This is a genomic window from uncultured Barnesiella sp. (assembly GCF_946496565.1).
Taxonomy (GTDB): domain Bacteria; phylum Bacteroidota; class Bacteroidia; order Bacteroidales; family Barnesiellaceae; genus Barnesiella; species Barnesiella merdigallinarum.
Window position 1 is genome coordinate 1 of record NZ_CAMMHD010000023.1, and the last position, 18,109, is coordinate 18,109.

Genomic DNA, 18,109 nt, shown 5'->3' on the forward strand with positions numbered 1-18,109 from the left:
GAAGTACATTTAACGGATATAAACGGGCAAACTGGCACATATAAGTAAGATTACGTTCCGAATATCCCTTCTTTTCAGGATAATTGAATCTGATTGCCTGTGCCAATTTTTTGATAATTTTACCACCCCACCCATGTAGGTGTTGGTGGTACAGTATATAATTCCCCATTTTCCAGTAATGGAACAACATCTGGGCATTGGCTGCGGTAATGAGTCGGACTTGTGCCTGTTCTATTTCCGAACCGACAGCATGGACAAAGGCATCAAAATGACCTTTCTTTATATTATGTTCGTTGTTATTTTCCATATCACTAACTATTACTTAACAAAGATAACTCTAATAATGGATAATCTGTGAAACTGACTGATACTTTTAGAGTTGGTTAAACTTGTTCATTGCATTGGCCTTAATATCGTCTGCTATGTCAATGTAAGGCTTCATGGCTTTATAATCACTGTGCCCTGTCCATTTCATTACAACCTGTGCAGGAATACCGAGAGCCAGTGCATTACAGATGAATGTCCTTCTTCCTGCATGTGTGCTGAGTAATGCGTATTTCGGTGTAACTTCATCTATACGTTCATTTCCTTTGTAGTAGGTTTCACGTATAGGTTCGTTAATTTCTGCCAGTTCTCCCAGTTCTTTCAGATAATCATTCATTTTCTGATTGCTGATAACAGGCAATGCCATGTGGTTTTCAAAATGGATGTCCTTGTATTTTTCAAGTATGGCTTTACTGTACTTGTTCAGTTCAATACTCAGACTATCTGCCGTTTTAACGGTGGTGACTTCTATATGGTCGGACTTGACATCACTTCTCTTTAGGTTACGAACATCTGAATAACGCAGACTGGTAAAGCAACAGAACAGGAAAACATCCCGGACACGTTCCAGATACTGTTTGTCTTTGGGTATCTGATAGTCTTTTAGTCTGTTCAACTCTTCCCATGTCAGGAAGATTACCTTCTTGGGGGTGGTTTTCAATTTCGGTTTGAACGTATCGTATGCTATATTCTGGTGATAGTCTTTCTTGAAGCTCCATCGCAGGAACCATTTGAGGAATCCCATTTGTTTACCGATGGTACTGTTTCTCATGTCTTTTTTGTCACGCAGGAAATTGATATACTCGTTCAATCCGAACTCATCGAAATATTCAAAGGTCACATCTTCCTTGAACTCCTTGAGGTGATTTTTAACGGCTGCAAACTTTTCGTATGTGGATTCAGTCCAGTTATTCTGATTGCCGCATTCTTTTACAAATTCATCGAACACCTCCCAAAAACTTATCTGTGCTTCTTCCTGCTGTTCTTCGTTGGCATTCTTCATCCGCAGGTTGAATGCATCCTTTAGTTGTTGGGTAGTTGGCATGGTTTCCTGTACCTCAAACTCCTTGAACACATTTTGAATTTCGGCATAGTATTTCAGCAGATCGGCATTGATTTCAGATGCACTTTGCTTTAATTTGTTGGTACACCCGTTCTTCACTCGTTGCTTGTCAGCATCCCACTTGGCTACATCGATGCGGTAACCCGTTGTAAACTCAATGCGCTGACTTGCGTATATGACACGCATACGGATAGGCACGTTCTCCACAATTGGCACACCGTTCTTCTTCCGGCTTTCCAATGCAAAAATGATGTTTCGTTTGATATTCATAATTGGGTGCGTTTGAAATTCTACACCCAAATATACACCCAATATTTGGAATAGCAAAAGATATTCAGAAAGATTTAGATTTACTATGTATTCCAAATTGTGTGTGATTATCAGTAATTTGCAATTTTATGATATTTCTTGAATGTATAGGTTCGAGAGCCTCTCTCTCCGCCATAAAGGGTGTAAATCAAGCGTTTGCAAGGTTTGCACCCTTTTTTATATCCAAAAATGAATGTCTGGGGATGGAATTAAGAAGGGTTGTTTTGTCGGACTAATTCTTTAAAGACAAAACATATATCTGTTTTTCTGAATCGTTACAGAAATCATCTTCTTCAAAACTTCCGAACTTATGGATGATATTAAATCCGGAACTCTCTAAATAAAAATCCAGTTCTTGAGGGAAGAACATCCGCATATCTAAGTTTTGGATTGAATGAAATACACCATCTATATAGTAATACCATTTTATACGATTGATTTGAGTTGCGTTTTCATAACACATCGTTTGTATTATCATGACTTTCCGTCCGTCGCTGGTGGTATATTCAGCCGTTGTATCTTTCGTTTTTTCTTTATGAACAATGTACCGGATATTAGGATTGAAACAATCTAATAGAAAAACACCGTTTCTTTGGAGATGTTTTTTTACCATTTTTAAAACCTTAAACAAATCTTCGTTTTTGTACAAATGATGAATGGAATTGAAAGGTATGAAAATGAAATCGAACTTCTTTTCCAAATTTAATGTTCTTATATCTTTTTGTACAAAATCTATTGACAGTTGTTCTTTATTTGCTTTTGTAATTGCTTGATTAAGCATAGAAGCGGTATAATCAACACCTGTTATATTATAGCCTTCTTTTGCAATAGGTATTGTTAGGCGACCTGTACCACAACAAAGTTCAAGAATGCTTGCTTCTTTATCTTTGGGTAACCACTTTTTGTAAAAATTCAGATCATTAAGGGACGTGTTTAATCCATCATAAAGAGCCGCGTCATATATCAAGTCTCCAACGGTATAATTTTTATCCATCATCTTATGTTTTTGTAAATACCTAATGCTAAAAGTATATTATATAAATCTAACCGTAATAGCGATGGTGTAAAAATACGCAAAAGGAGTAAACAAAATGCTATTTCACTTCTTTTTTACTGATATTATATAACATCATAATTTGAATCTCCTGCTTTTTAAGAGTTCTTCTGCTGATTTTCGTTGACTTTGTTGATTAGGCTAAAGTTGGCGAAATAGCGAATCGTTATCAAAAAGCGATGAGTGCCATCCGCTCCTGCATCGGGGAATAGGGGTTTCCCCGTCCCGTCATCATTCTCTACCGTATGATAACAGAGAGAAGGGATAAACGAGCCTGGTTATCTCGTTTATCCCTTCGGGTATATATGCTTATGGCATAATGTCAGTAGATATATTCGACGTCCGACTTCTTGAAGCGGAGGATGCGGGTGTCGTAGCTGCTGGCTCCGTTTTTGATCATGTAGAGGTTGCCCATACCCCCGTTCATATACCATCCTTCGCCGGTGGGAGAGTAGACTCCGAAGAGTATATTGTTGTAGTGGCCGGAGTGCAGGATACCGGTGTCGTTCCATTGTGCCGCCGGTCCATACCAGACGAGCGGTTCATGCTCCGGGAAGTCGGGGCTCGACAGGGCAATGTAGATGAGATTCGAAATGGTCATGGAGCCTACCTGTATTCCGTTTTTACGCAGTTGTTGACGCTTTACTTTTGAATGTCCGTTCCACGGATTTCTGAGGGTGTGGGTCCCGTTGTACATCATCCAGACATAGTCGGTGGCATCGAACAACCGGTTGAACTCCTCCATGGAGGGGAGCTCGTATCCGTCGGGCGAGAGAGTCGTGGGCGGCAGTTTGTTGATGTGTACCTTTTCGTCTCTTGTGAATCTCTCGAGAACGATGACACTGTCTTTTTCGATTACCTGCATGCCTTGTCCGCTATTGCCCTGATAGGCCCACCCCCAAAGTTTGTAGTATTCGTCCGGCGTACAGTCGGTGAGATACTGGAAGAGGGTTTTGTTGGCTTGCACCGCCGGGTCGGCCGAGGAGAGTATCTGGTCGTCAAAGGCCTTTGAGTTTTTGATGGCGTTGTACTTGCACCACCATACGCCATGCAGAAAGGTGACGGGCAGGCCATAATTGCGTCGGATGACGGTATACTCTTCTCTGTCCGATTGGTCGGCTCTATTCCGTATGACGAGCGTGGCCGACTGCTTCCGCCCGTTGGCCGTGGGGTCGTTGGGCCTCCAGCCGCCCAATACCCGCCAGGTGTTGCTGCCGCTCTCGCTGTCGATTCTTATCCAACGGTCTTCTTCCTCGGCAAATTCTACGAGCATCTCTTTCTCGGCGGGGAGTGTAAAGGTGGCAAATTCGTTATCGATATAGCGGTTGAAGTCGTGGGTATAGGTGTCTGTCCCGAACTCCAGTGCCCCTTGGCTGGTGGTAGGGTTCCCCGTCATTCGTATGTGGATATTGTCCTCGGGATAGGAGTGGGTCAATCCTTTTCGGTGGAAATAGACTTGGGTATCGACGGTTTTCATGTTGGGGGAGTAGAGTTTCTTGCGGATTCTGAACAGGTTGATTCCGGCCAGAGAGCGGGTCGTCTTGTTCTTCAGTTCTTCGGGCGAGACCGGTTCCACGGTCAGCGAGGGGTCGGTTACGGGGAAGACTTCCAATTCGCTGTCGCTCTGGATGGCCACGATAAAATCGGTAGCCAGATGCGGCAAGATGAGCATGCTTCCCTCGTTGGCGACGGTTACATTCCCGGGCAATTCGGTCAGGGCCGAGTCTATGACCAGCCGGTCGTCTATGCCCGGTTTCAGAGTCGTGTCGCCGCCCTCTTTCCACTCCTCTACGGTTAGTTGCACCTCGGCATCGATTACATCTTTGCGGAGGGTTATGGAGTAGACGGTATTGCGCGATATTTTCTCAGGCAAATTCGTCTCCAGCGAATACTCTTTACCATCTATCGAGGCATTCAACGCTACTTTCAAATCGGCATTGTCCTGCTCGTACAGGTAGAGGATTCCGTTTTTGCTGGCGGTGTAGGGCTCTTCCGGAACAAGCGGGATGTCGACCGCCGAGCTGCCCTCGGGAGTGGCAACCGTTGACTGTTGGAAGAGATAGGCCGCTTTCTGTACCCGCTTGAAGGTGATGCTCTTTACCTCGGCAGTCCCGGCCACGGCCATGCGTAAATCGAACCGGGCAGCTACCCGTTTCAGCGATACCGGGATTAGCCGGTCGGCAGCCGTGTAGTCGGCCAGAGAGACCACCCCGGTATAGACCATTTCGGCCTGGCCGTTGGTCGAGTGTATGACGGTCGCTTTCCACTCCTCTTCCGAGTAGCCCGGTTCGGGCGAACCGAAGTCGGGCAGACGGGAGTCATTCGCTACGATATAGAGGTTGCCCCTCAGGGCTTCGAGCGGGAATTCATACCTGTTTCCCGAGTGTTTGATGTCGGTATACTTCTTGACCAGTACTCCTTCGTCGAACAGGTATGCGCGGATGCTTTCTATCGTCTCTTCGCCATTGTCGTCGACGGAATTGTCGGAAGAAAGACGGAATACCTCTGCACAAACTATTCGGTCGGTACCATCGAAAAGGTTCTCTTTATCGAGCTGGTCGTTGCACGATAAACAGAAGAGAAGGGCTGGTATAAAAAACAAAACTGAATATATTCTTTTCATGACTTCTATTTCTTTTTCCATGTGTAATCCCGATAATTGTCAGATGTATCCCGTCGCTCATCTCCCTTTTTTATTGGACTGAGAGCCGAGCTTGGGGAACCAGCTCGGTATCTTCGCCCTCTTCCCATTCGTCGAAAGATACTTCGACCGTTACGTCGATTACATCCTTGCGTACGGTTACCGTATAAATCGTGTTGCGTTTGAGGTCGCAGCCGAGCGCCTTGGTCAGTGTCTGCGGCTTGCCGTCAATCGTTACATCTACACTGATTTCGAGACTTCCCTGAGGTTGCTCATAGGCATACAGTACGGCCGGTGTATCTGTCGTGAGCGGCGAGTCGAACGATACGGTCATATCCTTGATCTGCACCTCCTTCGAAGAGAGTTCGGGGGTAGCCGGGAAAAGAGAGCTCGATTGAGCCGCATTCTTCAGCGTAATGCTGTTTACCGAGGCCACACCTGCCGTTCTCAAGTTGAGGTCGAAACGGGCAAAACCTCTTTTCAGATTCACGGGGAGCACCGTTTGAGAGTTACTCATGTCGTTCAGACTGAGACTGCCCGAGTAGAACTGTACCGGTGCATTATCTTTCATCGTCATACACTTTTTCAACCACTCCTCTTCGGTGATGTTTTGGCTCTTCAACTCTTCCAGGTTGATTTGCTCCTGAGTATTGGCTAATACATATAACGTACCGGCATGTTTCTCGATGCGAATGTCGAAACTGCTTTTCGAGGGGGTGAGATCGGTATAGATCTGGGTCATCTTTCCGCCTTCGAATATACAAGCCTGCATGTCGGTGATGTTGATATCGTTTTCCAGAGCCTGTCCGAAGCCTTCGTAACGGGTGATAGAGGTTTTTACAGTTCTGGTCTCTTCTCCGCCGGGGAGAGAGGGGGTGGTTGCGTCATCGTTGCTACACGATGCCAATACGCCCAAAGAGGCGAATGCTGCAAAAAAAAGATTTGTTTTCTTCATTGTGTTTTGGTTAAAATTCAACATTTGTTTTTATTATGATTATTGTCATTATCAATCGTAGGTATACTCTACGGGAGTCTTGATACACCGTATCAGCCGTGTCTTGGTCGAATTGTTGGCGGTGTACTTGATCCAGTTCTCATTGGGCTTTACCTGGCTTTCATAGCCCTCCATGACCCAGGTCTGGCTGCTGTTGCCATAGGTTGCCAGGAGCAGGTTCATCCTGGCTATATTGCCATGAACCGTGTTCCATTGGTGGCCCAAGCCGTTGAGCACATAGTGGGCGCCGTCTATTTCAAAATCGTAGAACGATATGACGCCATAGTTATGGCCCAGAAAATTGACGTCTCGCTCTACAATCGTAATCTGTATGATCTGTCCCTTGCTGTTTTGGTAGCTTCTGGAACCTACGCCACCGAGGTTGAAATTCCCGTTTTTCGAAAAGGCGAGATAATCGTCGTAGCCGGGAATCTGGTACCCCGGAGGAGCCATTTCGGCAGGCGGTAGTGTCCCGAAGTTTTGAGCGCTTGCGGCAACCCCCTCGTGGTAGAATGCCGTTCCGTCGTGTCGCAGAGGCAGACCCTGTTTGTTGCCGCCCTGATACTGGTCGCCCAACAGGTTCAGGAGTTCGTCTTCCGATACGGTGGTCAGATACGAGAGCAGGTCGTGGTGCGGTGCCGGGTCGTTGGGGATGGTTATCTGGTCCTCAAACGATTTTACATTTCCCCGCAAATTGTATTTGCACCACCAGGTCTCACCAATTTTCACCACCGGCAATCCCCAGTTTATGCGGCGGACGGTATAGGTCTCCTTGTGGGTCCCATCTTCGTTCGAGATGACAATCCGTCCCTCTTGAGGTCGTCCGTCGGCTCGGGGGTCGTTGGGTTTCCAGCCACCGACAATCCGATAGCTCTTGCCCGACAGCCCCGTGCGGGTAATCGATTCCGTTTCCGTGGCTTGCATCCAGGCCGATTCGTCGGTATCAAACTCTACCCGGAGCACCTTATTGGCCGGCAGACGGATGATTCCCAATTCGCCTTCGACATACTCCTTGAAGTCGCAGGTGGCCTCTTCGTCGAAGAGGATAGCCCCCTCTATCTGTATAGGATTGGCTTCGATAACGAGAACCACGCGTCCTAAGTTGGTGGAGGAGGGGTCTTGAATATCCAGGTGAATCCTCTCGGTGTCTCTGCCGGGCATGCGCAGACTGCTGCGAACGGAGAGCTCGGCTATTTTTTGCAAGGTGGATCGCCCTTTACCGAGGTTCCGGTTTACTTCTACACCTTCTACCGAGCCGTCTACCGTTACCGTGGCGTTGGCTTCGGCCAGAAGTGCCAGCATAAAGTCGCTCCCGTGGTACGGTACAAAGACGGTATCTCTCGTTTCGTTTACCCGAACGCCGTCGGAGAAGAGAGAGTTTTCCACGTCGACCAATCCTTGAATCGAAGGGTTCGACTCGGTAGAGGTACCAGTACCCCAGCCGTCTGCCTCGATAACCAGTTGCGCTTCGGCCCCCTTGCCCTGGATGGCGAGGGTGTATATCTCGTTCCTCCGGATAACCGAAGGCAAGTTGGCTTTCAGCAGATGTTGCCCTTCGCCGAATCGGATGGTGACCTCGACCCGGATAGCCAGGTTGGCCTGCTCGGGAATATAGAGCAGTGTTTCGCTCCCGTTTGCGAGCGGAGCGTCGGCATACTCTTTGGTAAAGTCGAAGGTGGAAGCCGATGCCGATGTCTCCACCGTTCCCCGAGGCATGGTATAGCCTTTGTCGGCCAGATTGTGAACGACCACTTTTTGCACCTCTACCCCTTTCTCGAACGATTCAATATCGACCCGGGCCACGCTGCGGGACATCGGTACTACTACGGAGGTGGCTGTACTCTGGAGGTCGCTCTTGCCGGTCATCAGCAATCCCTCGCCGGTCATCTCGCCGATGCTCCCTTCGATAGAGAGAAAATCGTCCAATGTCGAACTCTCGGGGGTAAGTGCATCGAGCCCCGTCAGTAACCGGGCATTGCCTACTATGTATAGAGTCCCCGAGAACGAAGCCGGGACGAACGTATACAGATTTTCCGCACTGGCTTGCGAGGGGGTGATTACCTCAGCGAGTGTGCCGTCGACAAACCGGTAGCCGGTTACCCGGTGGATGGCCGATTCGTCGCCGGTGCCTGTCGAGTTGTCGGCAGCCAACCGTACGGTTATTGCTTTCGAATTTCCCGATGCCACCAGGTTGTGGTCTTCATTGCATCCCGTTATTCCCCAAAGCAGGGCAATAGACAGGGAGACGTATTTAAATATTCTTGTATTCATTTCAAGTCAAAAACGGATACTAATACAGATTCGGATTTTTACTGCTGTTGAGGTAGCTGGACGAGTTTATGGGCATGTCGTCCAGATGGTTGACATAAAAGTGGTTCATCAGCTCCTGAGCCCAGGGACCATACGTGAAGGCGCTGCTGTGGTTGTATCCCATCACATGGCCCAGCTCGTGAAACATGATTTCGCAGGCATAGGTATTGGTGTAGTGGCTCAGCCAGCCCGTCTGCCATACGCCGTAGGAAGAACCTCCCCCCAGTCCGATAACACCGTTTCCCGGGTATACCAGACCCACGTTCAGGGTGCGCTCCTGTCTCATCTGTCGCAATACGACATCGGGGGTCACCTTGTCGTTTACACCGCCGTTGCCATACAGCCGGTCTTCGTTGGCTCTCAGTATCTCTTCATGCTCGGGCATATCGATCATGTAGGTAAAGTTCAGGAAGAAGGCCACGGCTTCGCGACAATGCACGGGGCGGATACCCATCCAGTTTCCTACGGGGCCTCCGTCGGGTTTGGTAGGGTCGCCGTCGTACAGGTGGAACCGTATGTTCCAGCCGTGTATGATGCCTTTCAGTTTCTCCAGATAGGGGTCGTCGGACTCAATCTTGAATTCAATTCCGGAGAAATCGTCGGCCTGCATTCGGGGAATGCGGACAATCTTGCCCGATTCGGAGCGGAAATAGAGCTCTTTCTGCAACAGCGGTATGGCTTCATAGAAATCGGCAAAAGGAGGGATGCTGTCGAAATAGGCAAAGTCTACATATTCGTTCCCTGCTGCCGGGATGCGTGCTTTTACCAGAACATGACTCAGGCTCCGCGGCGAGTAAAAACGGGCATGGAGTTGCCCCTCGCTGGTGACCGATAGCTGCAAGGGCCTGGTCGTATTGAAGTTACGAAGCTCTTTGTCGGTGTATATGGTATGCGGTTCATCGTCTTGTAGAATGAGACCGTGTTGCCCCTGAGTGTATGCCCGATTGGTGATAAACATGGTCCCGATTTCATCGTCGGGGTGTACGACATTTATCTCAACCCGGCCGATGTGATTCTCTACGACCGAGTCTAAATCGAAGGTATAGTAGCGTTTGGTCATATTTCCCCGATAATCGCGTGTAAACAGGGTCACCTCTCCTTGAACCGAACTTCCCTCAATCGTTGGCATGAACAGATATTCGGTGTATTCGGCCATATCCAAGACCTTCATTTCGCCGTTGCTCTCGCCCGAGAATGTTCCCTCGCCCGAGAGTCGGGTATAAAACCGGCTACTGGCATTAAAGGCAACCGTGTTCGAGGTGACTGCCGTTTCGACGTATGGATTGTTGTACGAGAAAATCAGATCCATCCGCCCCACAATTCTGCGCTGTACAGTCTTTTCGGCAATCTCGGCTACGACCTCGTTCCCGAGAGCGGTGGAGACTTTCCGGACGGTAAAGGGAGTTATCGAATAGAAGTACTCGCAAGCCAAAGGTCGGGCCAGCTCTTCGGGAAATGAGAGCCACACTTCCGATATGTGATTGATCGGGTTTATTGTGGCGTTGTCGTCCGTCAGGTCGCCTCGTATGCCCAGGATAAGAATGCGGTAAGAGCCTTCGTGCAACCCTTCCAACTGCATGTCCGAGGTATTTTTGTCGTACAGGCCCTTGACACCGTTCACCTTATATCCGTCGTCATCGACTACCACAAACTCTACCCGATCGTAGTTCGACAGGGTTTGTCGCTCGGTGGTGGCAAATGCCTGTTGAGGACGATGGCCTTTTTGCAAACTTTCGGCGGGGAGCCCCTCGTACTCTTCGGGTACCAGTCGGAACGAAAAATCGCCGAACCCGTTCCCGGAAGAGACGGAATCCAGATGATCTTCTTCGACACAGGCCGGAAGCAGAATGATGCCGATTAAAAGAGTATAAATTATATTTCTCATTTTATGAACACTTCTTTGTTTCGGGTTCGTTTAGTTGTATTTTGTTGGGAAAAAAGAGATTAAACAGAACAAAATGGGTAATTTTGATCGTTGATAAGTGTGTATGATGTTACCTATTGTTACAAATTGTCTAAATCTTTTTGACCGGTGCAAAAGTACCAGATTGTATGGTCATAATCGGTAACAATTGTTACGCAAGGAAAAATCGGTAAGATATGGATTGGGCTACAATGAATAATGATATTTATGAAATGCCTTTATTCAAAGGCGGAAATAAAGAAGTTATCGAAAAAATCATGCACGATTACCCCAGCCGCTATGTGCATTACAAAAAGGGAGAAACCATAGCCATGCAAGGGAATGTGTGCCGTTCGCTGTATATTCTGTGCGAAGGCAGTGTTTATGCCAAAATGATTAGCGAGGAGGGTAAGGAGCTGACATTGGATACCCTTTCGGCTCCCGATGTGTTGGCCTCTTCCTTTCTATTCAGTACCGAGGGGATATTCCCCGTTACCATATTGGCCAATAGTGACTGTAGCCTTTGGATTGTCAACAAGGAGAGCCTGTTGAAAATTATCGAAGAAGACTCTTTGGTCTTGCGAAATTATCTGACGGTCATATCGGACCACAGCGTGTTCTTGAGTAAACGTCTGAACGAGTTTGCCTTGCAGACGCTTTCGTCGAGGATTATAAGCTACATCGAAAAAAACGGAACCATACAGAACCTGCAGGAGGTTGCTTTCATTCTCGGGGTGGCCCGTCCCTCTCTTTCAAGAGCTATCCTGCAACTGGTCAATCAGGGCGTACTCAAAAAGGAGAACAAGGGGTATATGCTCTCCTGATACCCTGCTTCTAAAAAAGGGGAAGCCCATTTAAAATCTCTTTCTTACTCCTCATACGTATCGGTGAGGGTACGTATCCGGATACGGGCTATATCGTCGGGGGTGATGTCGGCACTCTTGATGGTCACCACCTTGCGCTCGCCCGGCATCAGGTCGAAGAAGTTGTCGGAGAGGTCGGCTCCCTGGGTGGGTATCTCGATGAATACATCCTTGGCCAGACAGTCGGTGGTGAGGGTGAGGGTGATGCCTTGGGGCGTTGTCTCGATGGCTTTTGTCAGGTGAGGCCGGGGTAGCTTCAGCTCCTTGGGCAGCACCAGGAACTTGTGGCCATGGGCGAGGGTTTTGCCGTCGTGGTGTATTTGCCAGGTCAGCAATACCTCGCTGGCGGGGTGCCCCTTCAGCAGGTCGGCCAGGGCGAGGGTGGCCATCTTCTGGCTGGCGTTGGGCCGTATGGTGCGCTCGAGGGTGACGGTGTTCAGCCGGTTGCCGTGGAAGTCGTCGATGCCCACGACAATCTGTGCCCGGTCGAGCCGGTCGAGCCGGTCGGAGAGGGCATGAATCTCAAGGCTGTCGCCGTGGACGAAGGTCGAGAGCATCAGAGGGGCAAAGGCATCGCGGGCGTGGTAATAGAGTGCCTTCTTGTTTTTGTAATAGTCGATGGCCGACCACGAGATGGCGGGCCAACTGTCGTTGAGCTGCCAGTAGAGCGAACCCATGCACACGGGGCGCTGCCGGCGGTTGGTCTCGATGCCGTAGGCGATACCGTGCCCCTGGAGCAGCAGCCCCAGGTAGACAAAGTCGTCGAAGTTGCGGGGCATGCGGTAGTAGTGCTGCATGTAGGTTTTTATCAGGTCGTTGCCGATGCTGCTCTTCTGGCGGTGGGTCATCACCTCGGAGTCGATGCTCAGGTCGTCGGGCCCGGCAAAGGTGCGCAGGGTTTTCATCTCGGGGAAGGATTCGAAGCCGAATTCGCTGACGAACCGCAGCTGGAGCGTGTCCATGGCGTCAAACATCTCCTGCCCGTACCAGATGCCCCAGTAGTGTATGTCGCCCTGGGTCTGGGTAGCGGGGCGCCCCCAGTTGGCCGAGTCGGGCGAGGTGTGTATGTAGCTGCGTTGCGGGTCGTACCGGCGCACATACGCGGCGAGCGTGTCGCGGAAGAGGGTGTGGTAGTCGCGCCGCATCTTCTCGAAAGTCTCGGGCGTGTAGCGGCGGTTCCACCCCCAGTATTTGAGTCCCTCGTAGATTTCGTTGTTGCCGCACCACAGGGCCAGCGAGGGGTGGTTGCGCAGGCGGCGGATGTTGTAGCGGGCCTCGCGGGCTACGTTGCCGAGAAAGTCCGGGTCACCGGGATAGGCCGAGCAGGCAAACATGAAGTCCTGCCACACGAGTATGCCGTAGCGGTCGGCCAGCTGGTAGAAGAGCTCATCCTCATACACGCCGCCGCCCCAAACCCGCACCATATTCATGTGCGACTGCTTCATGGCCCGGAACAGCCGGGTGTAGTCGTCGGGGGTGACACGGGTGAGAATGATGTCCTGGGGGATGTAGTTGGTGCCTTTGGCGAAGAGCGGTTGGCCGTTGATGCGGAAGTAGAAGTTGCGGCCCAGCGAGTCCCGTTCGTTGCCGAACTCGATGGTGCGTATCCCGGTCTGGTAATGTTTGCTCCCCAGGGTTCGGCCGTTTTGTACGAGCGTTATATCCACATCGTAGAGATGCGCTTCGCCCCAGCCGTTGGGCTGCCACAGTTGGGGCTGCTCGATTTCGGAGGTGAAGCCGATGCGGTTTTCGCCCGGTTGCAGGGGGCAGCGACGGGTCGAGTGGGCCACCTTCTTGCCCGCTTTGGCGATGGTGAGCAGCACTTCGACCCCTTCGGCAGCCTGGCGGTTCTCGTTGACGATGGTCAGGTCGGTAGCCAGTCGGGCCCGGTCGTTGTCGATGTGCAGGGTGCGGGTAAAGGCGTCGTCGATGCGGCAGCCGTCGTAGAGCACCAGTCGGGCCGGTCGCCAGATGCCGCAACCCACCAGTCGGATACCCCAGTCCCACCCGTAGTGATAGGGAGCCTTGCGGGCGTATGCACTCAGGTGGGGCGTGCTGCGGTCGTTGTCGGCGGGGTAGTCGATGCCGGTCAGGCTGTATATCGGCTCTACGGCCTTGAGGGGCGAGGCGAAGTGCACGGTGAGGGTATTCTCGCCGGCGACGATTTTATCCCGTACCTCCTTCTCCCAGGCCACGAACATGTTGTCGGTCTGCATCACCGGCTCGCCGTTGAGAACGATGCGGGCAAAGGTGTCGAGTCCCTCGAAGATGAGGCGGGCACAGGAGTACCGGGCCAAGTCGTCGGCATCGACGGTGAAGGTGGTGGTGTAGCTCCACCCTTTCGTTTCGATCCAGGCCACCTTTTCCTCGTTCGTCCCGTAGAAAGGGTCGTCGAGCAGCCCGTTGCGCAGCAGGTCGGCATGCACGGTGCCGGGCACCACGGCCGGGTAGGAGAGGCTATCCCCCTCGGCGGAGAAGCTCCACCCTCGGTCGAGTTCGATTACGCGGGTGTTGTCGGGTGTCGTTTGTGAACGGGTCGGTTGCATGGCAATCAATAAGAGTATCAGTAAAATAACTATACGGTGTTTCATGGTGTATGCGTTGTTCTCTCCTGTTCAAAGGTACGCAAAAAGTTGGTCGGGAGCGACAGCCCCGGAATTTTTTCATTTGATTTTTCAAAAATAAGCCTGTATCTTTGATAATATTATAGGAAAGAGTGTATGAAAACCAATAGAGAGGAAATCTTGCAAAGCGCGCTGCAGTTGTTCATGTCGATGAATTACGAGCGGGTGAGCCTGCAGATGATTACCCGCATGGTGGGGCTGACCAAGACGGGTATCTTTAATTACTATCCTACCAAACTCGATTTGTTTGTGGCTGTGGCCGACAAATATCTGTTCAACGCCCAGGACCCGAAGCACAAGTATGAGGAGTCGGACGGTACGCTGTCCGATTTTATCGATAAGTACGTGGCCGGAGTAGAGCGTACGATGGCCGAGATTGTACGATTGGGCAATGTGCGGCAGGAGGCCATGCCCGGTCAGTCGGCCAATGCGGGTTATTTTCATCTCTTCCAGCAGGTACTCTTTTATTATCCTGGCGGTAAGGCCAAGCTGCATGCCTGGATTGAATCGGAGTACGACCATTGGCGTAGCGTTATCCGTCGGGCTATCGAAAGCGGCGAAATCAATCGGGAGACCAATGTGGAGGAGGCGGTAGCTCAGTTCCGCCTCACGTTTGTGGGCATGTCGTTCGAAATGTCGTTTTACGAGGGGCTCGATGTGAATCGATTGGCCGCACACTTCCGGTATATTTATAATCAGTTGAAACGCTAATCGCCGAGAATAATCATAAAAAAATAAAAATATGACCCATTGGTCATATTTTTATTTTTTTTGTTCTATCTTTGCTCCTGTTAAAAATGACCGAACGGTAATATTTATGAAACAGGAGCGATTTACAAGCATTCACAAGACATTCAACTATACCCCCGGGAGCATTTTCACCAACCAGTGGTCCAACCTGGCATTCGGTATCGGCATGATTGTCGTCCCGGCCATCTGGCCTTTCGGGTTGCGCATTCGTCGTTTGCACATTCTGTCGCCGGCGGTACTCTCGACCATCTTCATTATCGGTGGCATTGTGTTGCTGATATTCACCTGGCTGGCCATGCGCAAGGCTCGTGCTCTCATTCGCGAGGGGGCCATGATTACGGTCGATGGCAACAGGGTTACCTACCCGACGGTAAAGTCGGGGCGGGTCGAGTACGACACCTTTTCCATCAGCGACATCGAGTATATCAAGTACGACGAGAAGGAGAGCCAGTGCAAGGTGAGTCTGCCTGACCGATACCTGGTTTTCGAAATTCCCTATTTCGATTCGTGGGAGCAGTACGAAGAGTTTCGTGCTCTGCTCGGTTAGTATATGACAACCAACTAAAACATCTATATCATGATTACAAAAGTTATGAGAATCGCAACGTCTGTGGCTATTGCCGTGGCCGTGTTGTCGTCCTGCTCGTCGGGCAATGATTTGGGAATGGCTTCGGAAGAGGCTGTGGCCAAAGTGAAGGAACTCGTGAAAACTCATGTACCCGCCGATGCAAAAGTCTATCGGGTCGAGATGAACGAAGATCGTGGCGACCGCAAGCTCGAGAATGTGTTGAGCCAGGTGATCGTGTTTTATGTTACTCCCGACAATCGCGATTACGTATTGACGATTAACAAGGATGGCGGCGACTTCAAAGCCGATGAACCTTCGGAAAGTAAGCGCCAAACATACGCTTATGAACCGACGGCCGCACTCGACCTGAATGCTATCGACGCAGCGAAGTTGCAAAAGTGGGGCGAGGAGGGGAACAACCTGTTGCAAGCCGAGGAAGAAGGTGACCAATATGAACTGAAATCGGTCGAAAACTACACTTTTTATACCTTGCCCGTCGGGCTGAATGACGTGGAGCGTTGGAACAGAGACGAATCCTACAAGGCCGACAGCCAGAAGCAATATGCCTATTTCTCGCTGAACTACACGAAGAAAGGCGAGAAGACCGAGATGAACGGCCGATTACTCACTACCAACTACTACACTGTGCCATTCCGGGTGAACGAGGCCGGGCAGGTAGAGTTCGAGTAAAACGGATGACGGGTGAATTTGCTCGGAGATAAAGCGGTCGTTACAGGTGCCGGGGCCGACCGGCTGTTCGAGGCCGGGGTGAGCTATCTCGCTTGCGGGGCCTATTCCCTGGGCTATGCCTGTTTCGACCGGCTTGCCGATGACGACCTGCGGGTCGTTTACAACAAGGCTGTGTGCTGTTTCGGGGCGGGTGATTATGAGCGGTGCTATTCTTTGCTCTGCGAGGCCGACCGTTTGTTACCGGTACGCCCTTGTTCCGCGCCTTCGGCTTTGCCCCAATCCCTGCTCGACTGGGAGCATGAGAGCGCCTTGCCCTTGTGCCCCATGCTTGTTACACCCTTTTCTCCCGAGACCGATACCCTTTTCCTTCGCCTCAAGGCCGAGGCTGCTTTCCGGCTGAGGCGATACGACGAAGTACGGGCCATTGCCGCCCGACTGGGCGGTAGATACCGGCACATCTGTAACCTCATTGAACAAATCGACCATGACAGTCAAAGCCATTTATAAACTGTATGATTGCGAGGTCCCCAGAGGGGAATTGCTGGAGGCTTTTGCCGAAGTTCCACTCGACGACCGGGACGACAACTTTTACGACCGTACGGCTCTGCATCTGGCTGCCGAGCAAGTCGATGTCGAGGCCATCGAGCTGTTGCTGATGCGAGGGGCCGAGGTCGATGTGCGCGACGCGCAAGGTCATACTCCGTTGCATGCCTTGGCTGTCGTGCGAGGCGAGCGAACTTTTTCGGGCGAACGGATATGTCAGGCTGCGCGGTTATTGTTGGAGCAAGGGGCCAGTGTGACTCGATCGGCCTGCAATACGACCGCTCTCATCGAGGCGGTGCGGAATCGGCATCATCGTCTGGTTGAACTGTTGGTCCGTTCGGCACGGTGTATCGACTCGGTCGACTCCAACGGCGAGAATGCTTTGCACGTTGTATGCCGTGTGGCTGTCGATACGGCCGCTTGTTTGCGTCGGTTGGAGTCGGGGATAGCACGCTTTGCAGATACTTGGGTCCCTGAAAGACGCAAGGAGGAGACTCTGCGCGAGCGGGACGAGCAGCTCGAGGAGGCCGAACGCTGCTATCGTACGGCTTCTCTTCTGCTGGTCGACGGGAGAATAGACCCCGACGAGAAGAACAGTTATGGACGGACACCTTTCGACCTGGCCATGGAAGGGGGCGCCAAGCGGGTGAGTGCCTTGCTTTCGGGTAAGGACTCTGCATCGGGCGAACCGCTCGAAGAGACTGGAGGCATGGATATTTTCCAAGCATTGTATTACAAGGATTTGGCGGCGGTCACGGCCCTGTTGCGATGGGGTGTCGAGCTGCAGACCGAGTGCGGGTATGAGAAGATGAACGACTTTTACGGGAAATCGCCGCTGGCTTGTGCGCTCACTTGGCAGAATGTCGAAGCGGCTGTGATGCTGCTTCGAGCCGGAGCTGACCCCAACTACCGCAATTCGCGGGGCGAGACTGCTTTTGTCGAGTGGCTCGACAAAGGGTGCCGGCATGCTTCTGGGATGGAGACCTTCGGACCTCTGTTGAATCTTTTTCTGGAAAAAGGGTGGAACCCCGATGCCCCGGTGAATGGTAAAGGGGAGACTGCCTTGATGCTTGTATGCTGTTACGAGAGTGACGACTTGGCCCTCTATGCCCTGCGCCGTCTGCTCGAGCGGGGTGTCGCTGTCAACGCTCGCGATTGTCGGGGCCGGGTGTCGTTGATGCACCTCTTCAACCGTCAGACCTGCGGCCTCCACAGTGGTTCCATGGAGGAGTTTTTGCTCGAAGCCGGAGCCGATGTGCAGGCGGTCGACAGCGAAGGGAATACCATCTTGCACTATATCGCCGACTGTTATTCGCTTCCAGAGGCGAAACAGGCGGCCCGACTATTGTTTGATTTTGGGGTTCCGTCGGTTGCCGCTGTCAACAATGCGGGGGAGACTCCGCTCGACAGGGCCACCCGCCGAAACAACGAAGGACTGGTGAAACTTTTATTGAAATATGCTTAATCTCAAAC

At 51.0% G+C, this 18,109-nt stretch carries 14 protein-coding genes; 6 read left to right on the forward strand and 8 right to left on the reverse strand.

Going from position 1 to position 18,109, the window contains the following annotated elements:
- The 7 genes from Q1K76_RS10945 to Q1K76_RS10975 all read right to left on the reverse strand — a co-directional run.
- On the reverse strand, positions 1–307 hold a 307-nt coding region (locus Q1K76_RS10945; RefSeq protein ID WP_300133319.1), incomplete at its 3' end, for a DUF1016 N-terminal domain-containing protein.
- 66 nt (positions 308–373) lie between these two features.
- Positions 374–1,657: a site-specific integrase gene (locus Q1K76_RS10950; RefSeq protein WP_300133322.1), complete on the reverse strand. Its 1,284-nt coding sequence runs from the start codon at positions 1,655–1,657 to the stop codon at positions 374–376.
- 271 nt (positions 1,658–1,928) lie between these two features.
- On the reverse strand, positions 1,929–2,690 hold the full coding sequence (locus tag Q1K76_RS10955; protein WP_300133384.1) for a bifunctional 2-polyprenyl-6-hydroxyphenol methylase/3-demethylubiquinol 3-O-methyltransferase UbiG: 762 nt from the start codon (positions 2,688–2,690) through the stop codon (positions 1,929–1,931).
- 382 nt (positions 2,691–3,072) lie between these two features.
- The gene (locus tag Q1K76_RS10960; RefSeq protein ID WP_300133325.1) at positions 3,073–5,373 is read right to left on the reverse strand and encodes a hypothetical protein; all 2,301 of its coding nucleotides are present in this window, start codon (positions 5,371–5,373) and stop codon (positions 3,073–3,075) included.
- 70 nt (positions 5,374–5,443) lie between these two features.
- On the reverse strand, positions 5,444–6,346 hold the full coding sequence (locus Q1K76_RS10965) for an Ig-like domain-containing protein (RefSeq protein WP_300133328.1): 903 nt from the start codon (positions 6,344–6,346) through the stop codon (positions 5,444–5,446).
- A 51-nt stretch (positions 6,347–6,397) separates the two neighbouring features.
- On the reverse strand, positions 6,398–8,656 hold the full coding sequence (locus Q1K76_RS10970) for a hypothetical protein (protein WP_300133331.1): 2,259 nt from the start codon (positions 8,654–8,656) through the stop codon (positions 6,398–6,400).
- A 19-nt stretch (positions 8,657–8,675) separates the two neighbouring features.
- Positions 8,676–10,580, reverse strand: a complete 1,905-nt coding sequence (locus Q1K76_RS10975) for a hypothetical protein (RefSeq protein ID WP_300133333.1) — start codon at positions 10,578–10,580, stop codon at positions 8,676–8,678.
- A gap of 296 nt (positions 10,581–10,876) precedes the next feature.
- On the opposite strand from Q1K76_RS10975, the gene Q1K76_RS10980 reads away from it, so the two are divergent.
- Complete coding sequence (locus Q1K76_RS10980) at positions 10,877–11,422, forward strand: Crp/Fnr family transcriptional regulator (protein WP_258327210.1); 546 nt, start codon at positions 10,877–10,879, stop codon at positions 11,420–11,422.
- Positions 11,423–11,466: 44 nt separating this feature from the next.
- Here the strand turns inward: Q1K76_RS10980 and Q1K76_RS10985 are convergent, their stop codons facing one another.
- Positions 11,467–14,052 (reverse strand): glycoside hydrolase family 2 protein, encoded by a 2,586-nt coding sequence (locus Q1K76_RS10985; protein WP_300133336.1) that lies wholly within the window; start codon positions 14,050–14,052, stop codon positions 11,467–11,469.
- A 129-nt stretch (positions 14,053–14,181) separates the two neighbouring features.
- Between Q1K76_RS10985 and Q1K76_RS10990 the strand changes: the two genes are divergently transcribed.
- The 5 genes from Q1K76_RS10990 (at position 14,182) to Q1K76_RS11010 (ending at position 18,101) form a co-directional block, all read left to right on the forward strand.
- On the forward strand, positions 14,182–14,796 hold the full coding sequence (locus Q1K76_RS10990; RefSeq protein ID WP_300133339.1) for a TetR/AcrR family transcriptional regulator: 615 nt from the start codon (positions 14,182–14,184) through the stop codon (positions 14,794–14,796).
- A gap of 106 nt (positions 14,797–14,902) precedes the next feature.
- Positions 14,903–15,382 (forward strand): hypothetical protein, encoded by a 480-nt coding sequence (locus tag Q1K76_RS10995; RefSeq protein WP_258327206.1) that lies wholly within the window; start codon positions 14,903–14,905, stop codon positions 15,380–15,382.
- A 30-nt stretch (positions 15,383–15,412) separates the two neighbouring features.
- Positions 15,413–16,093 (forward strand): hypothetical protein, encoded by a 681-nt coding sequence (locus Q1K76_RS11000; protein ID WP_300133342.1) that lies wholly within the window; start codon positions 15,413–15,415, stop codon positions 16,091–16,093.
- Positions 16,094–16,105: 12 nt separating this feature from the next.
- Positions 16,106–16,600, forward strand: a complete 495-nt coding sequence (locus Q1K76_RS11005) for a hypothetical protein (protein WP_258327205.1) — start codon at positions 16,106–16,108, stop codon at positions 16,598–16,600.
- Positions 16,578–18,101, forward strand: coding sequence for an ankyrin repeat domain-containing protein (locus tag Q1K76_RS11010; RefSeq protein WP_300133345.1), 1,524 nt, complete (start codon positions 16,578–16,580; stop codon positions 18,099–18,101). The genes Q1K76_RS11005 and Q1K76_RS11010 overlap by 23 nt, the downstream gene beginning before the upstream one ends.
- Positions 18,102–18,109: the final 8 nt, after the last annotated feature.

What these genes read in the sequence shown, in the direction of transcription:
- Q1K76_RS10950 (WP_300133322.1), bottom strand. Translation starts at nt 1,657, where the DNA reads ATGAATATCAAACGAAACATCATTTTTGCATTGGAAAGCCGGAAGAAG.
- Q1K76_RS10955 (WP_300133384.1), bottom strand. Translation starts at nt 2,690, where the DNA reads ATGGATAAAAATTATACCGTTGGAGACTTGATATATGACGCGGCTCTT.
- Q1K76_RS10960 (WP_300133325.1), bottom strand. Translation starts at nt 5,373, where the DNA reads ATGAAAAGAATATATTCAGTTTTGTTTTTTATACCAGCCCTTCTCTTC.
- Q1K76_RS10965 (WP_300133328.1), bottom strand. Translation starts at nt 6,346, where the DNA reads ATGAAGAAAACAAATCTTTTTTTTGCAGCATTCGCCTCTTTGGGCGTA.
- Q1K76_RS10970 (WP_300133331.1), bottom strand. Translation starts at nt 8,656, where the DNA reads ATGAATACAAGAATATTTAAATACGTCTCCCTGTCTATTGCCCTGCTT.
- Q1K76_RS10975 (WP_300133333.1), bottom strand. Translation starts at nt 10,580, where the DNA reads ATGAGAAATATAATTTATACTCTTTTAATCGGCATCATTCTGCTTCCG.
- Q1K76_RS10980 (WP_258327210.1), top strand. Translation starts at nt 10,877, where the DNA reads ATGCACGATTACCCCAGCCGCTATGTGCATTACAAAAAGGGAGAAACC.
- Q1K76_RS10985 (WP_300133336.1), bottom strand. Translation starts at nt 14,052, where the DNA reads ATGAAACACCGTATAGTTATTTTACTGATACTCTTATTGATTGCCATG.
- Q1K76_RS10990 (WP_300133339.1), top strand. Translation starts at nt 14,182, where the DNA reads ATGAAAACCAATAGAGAGGAAATCTTGCAAAGCGCGCTGCAGTTGTTC.
- Q1K76_RS10995 (WP_258327206.1), top strand. Translation starts at nt 14,903, where the DNA reads ATGAAACAGGAGCGATTTACAAGCATTCACAAGACATTCAACTATACC.
- Q1K76_RS11000 (WP_300133342.1), top strand. Translation starts at nt 15,413, where the DNA reads ATGATTACAAAAGTTATGAGAATCGCAACGTCTGTGGCTATTGCCGTG.
- Q1K76_RS11010 (WP_300133345.1), top strand. Translation starts at nt 16,578, where the DNA reads ATGACAGTCAAAGCCATTTATAAACTGTATGATTGCGAGGTCCCCAGA.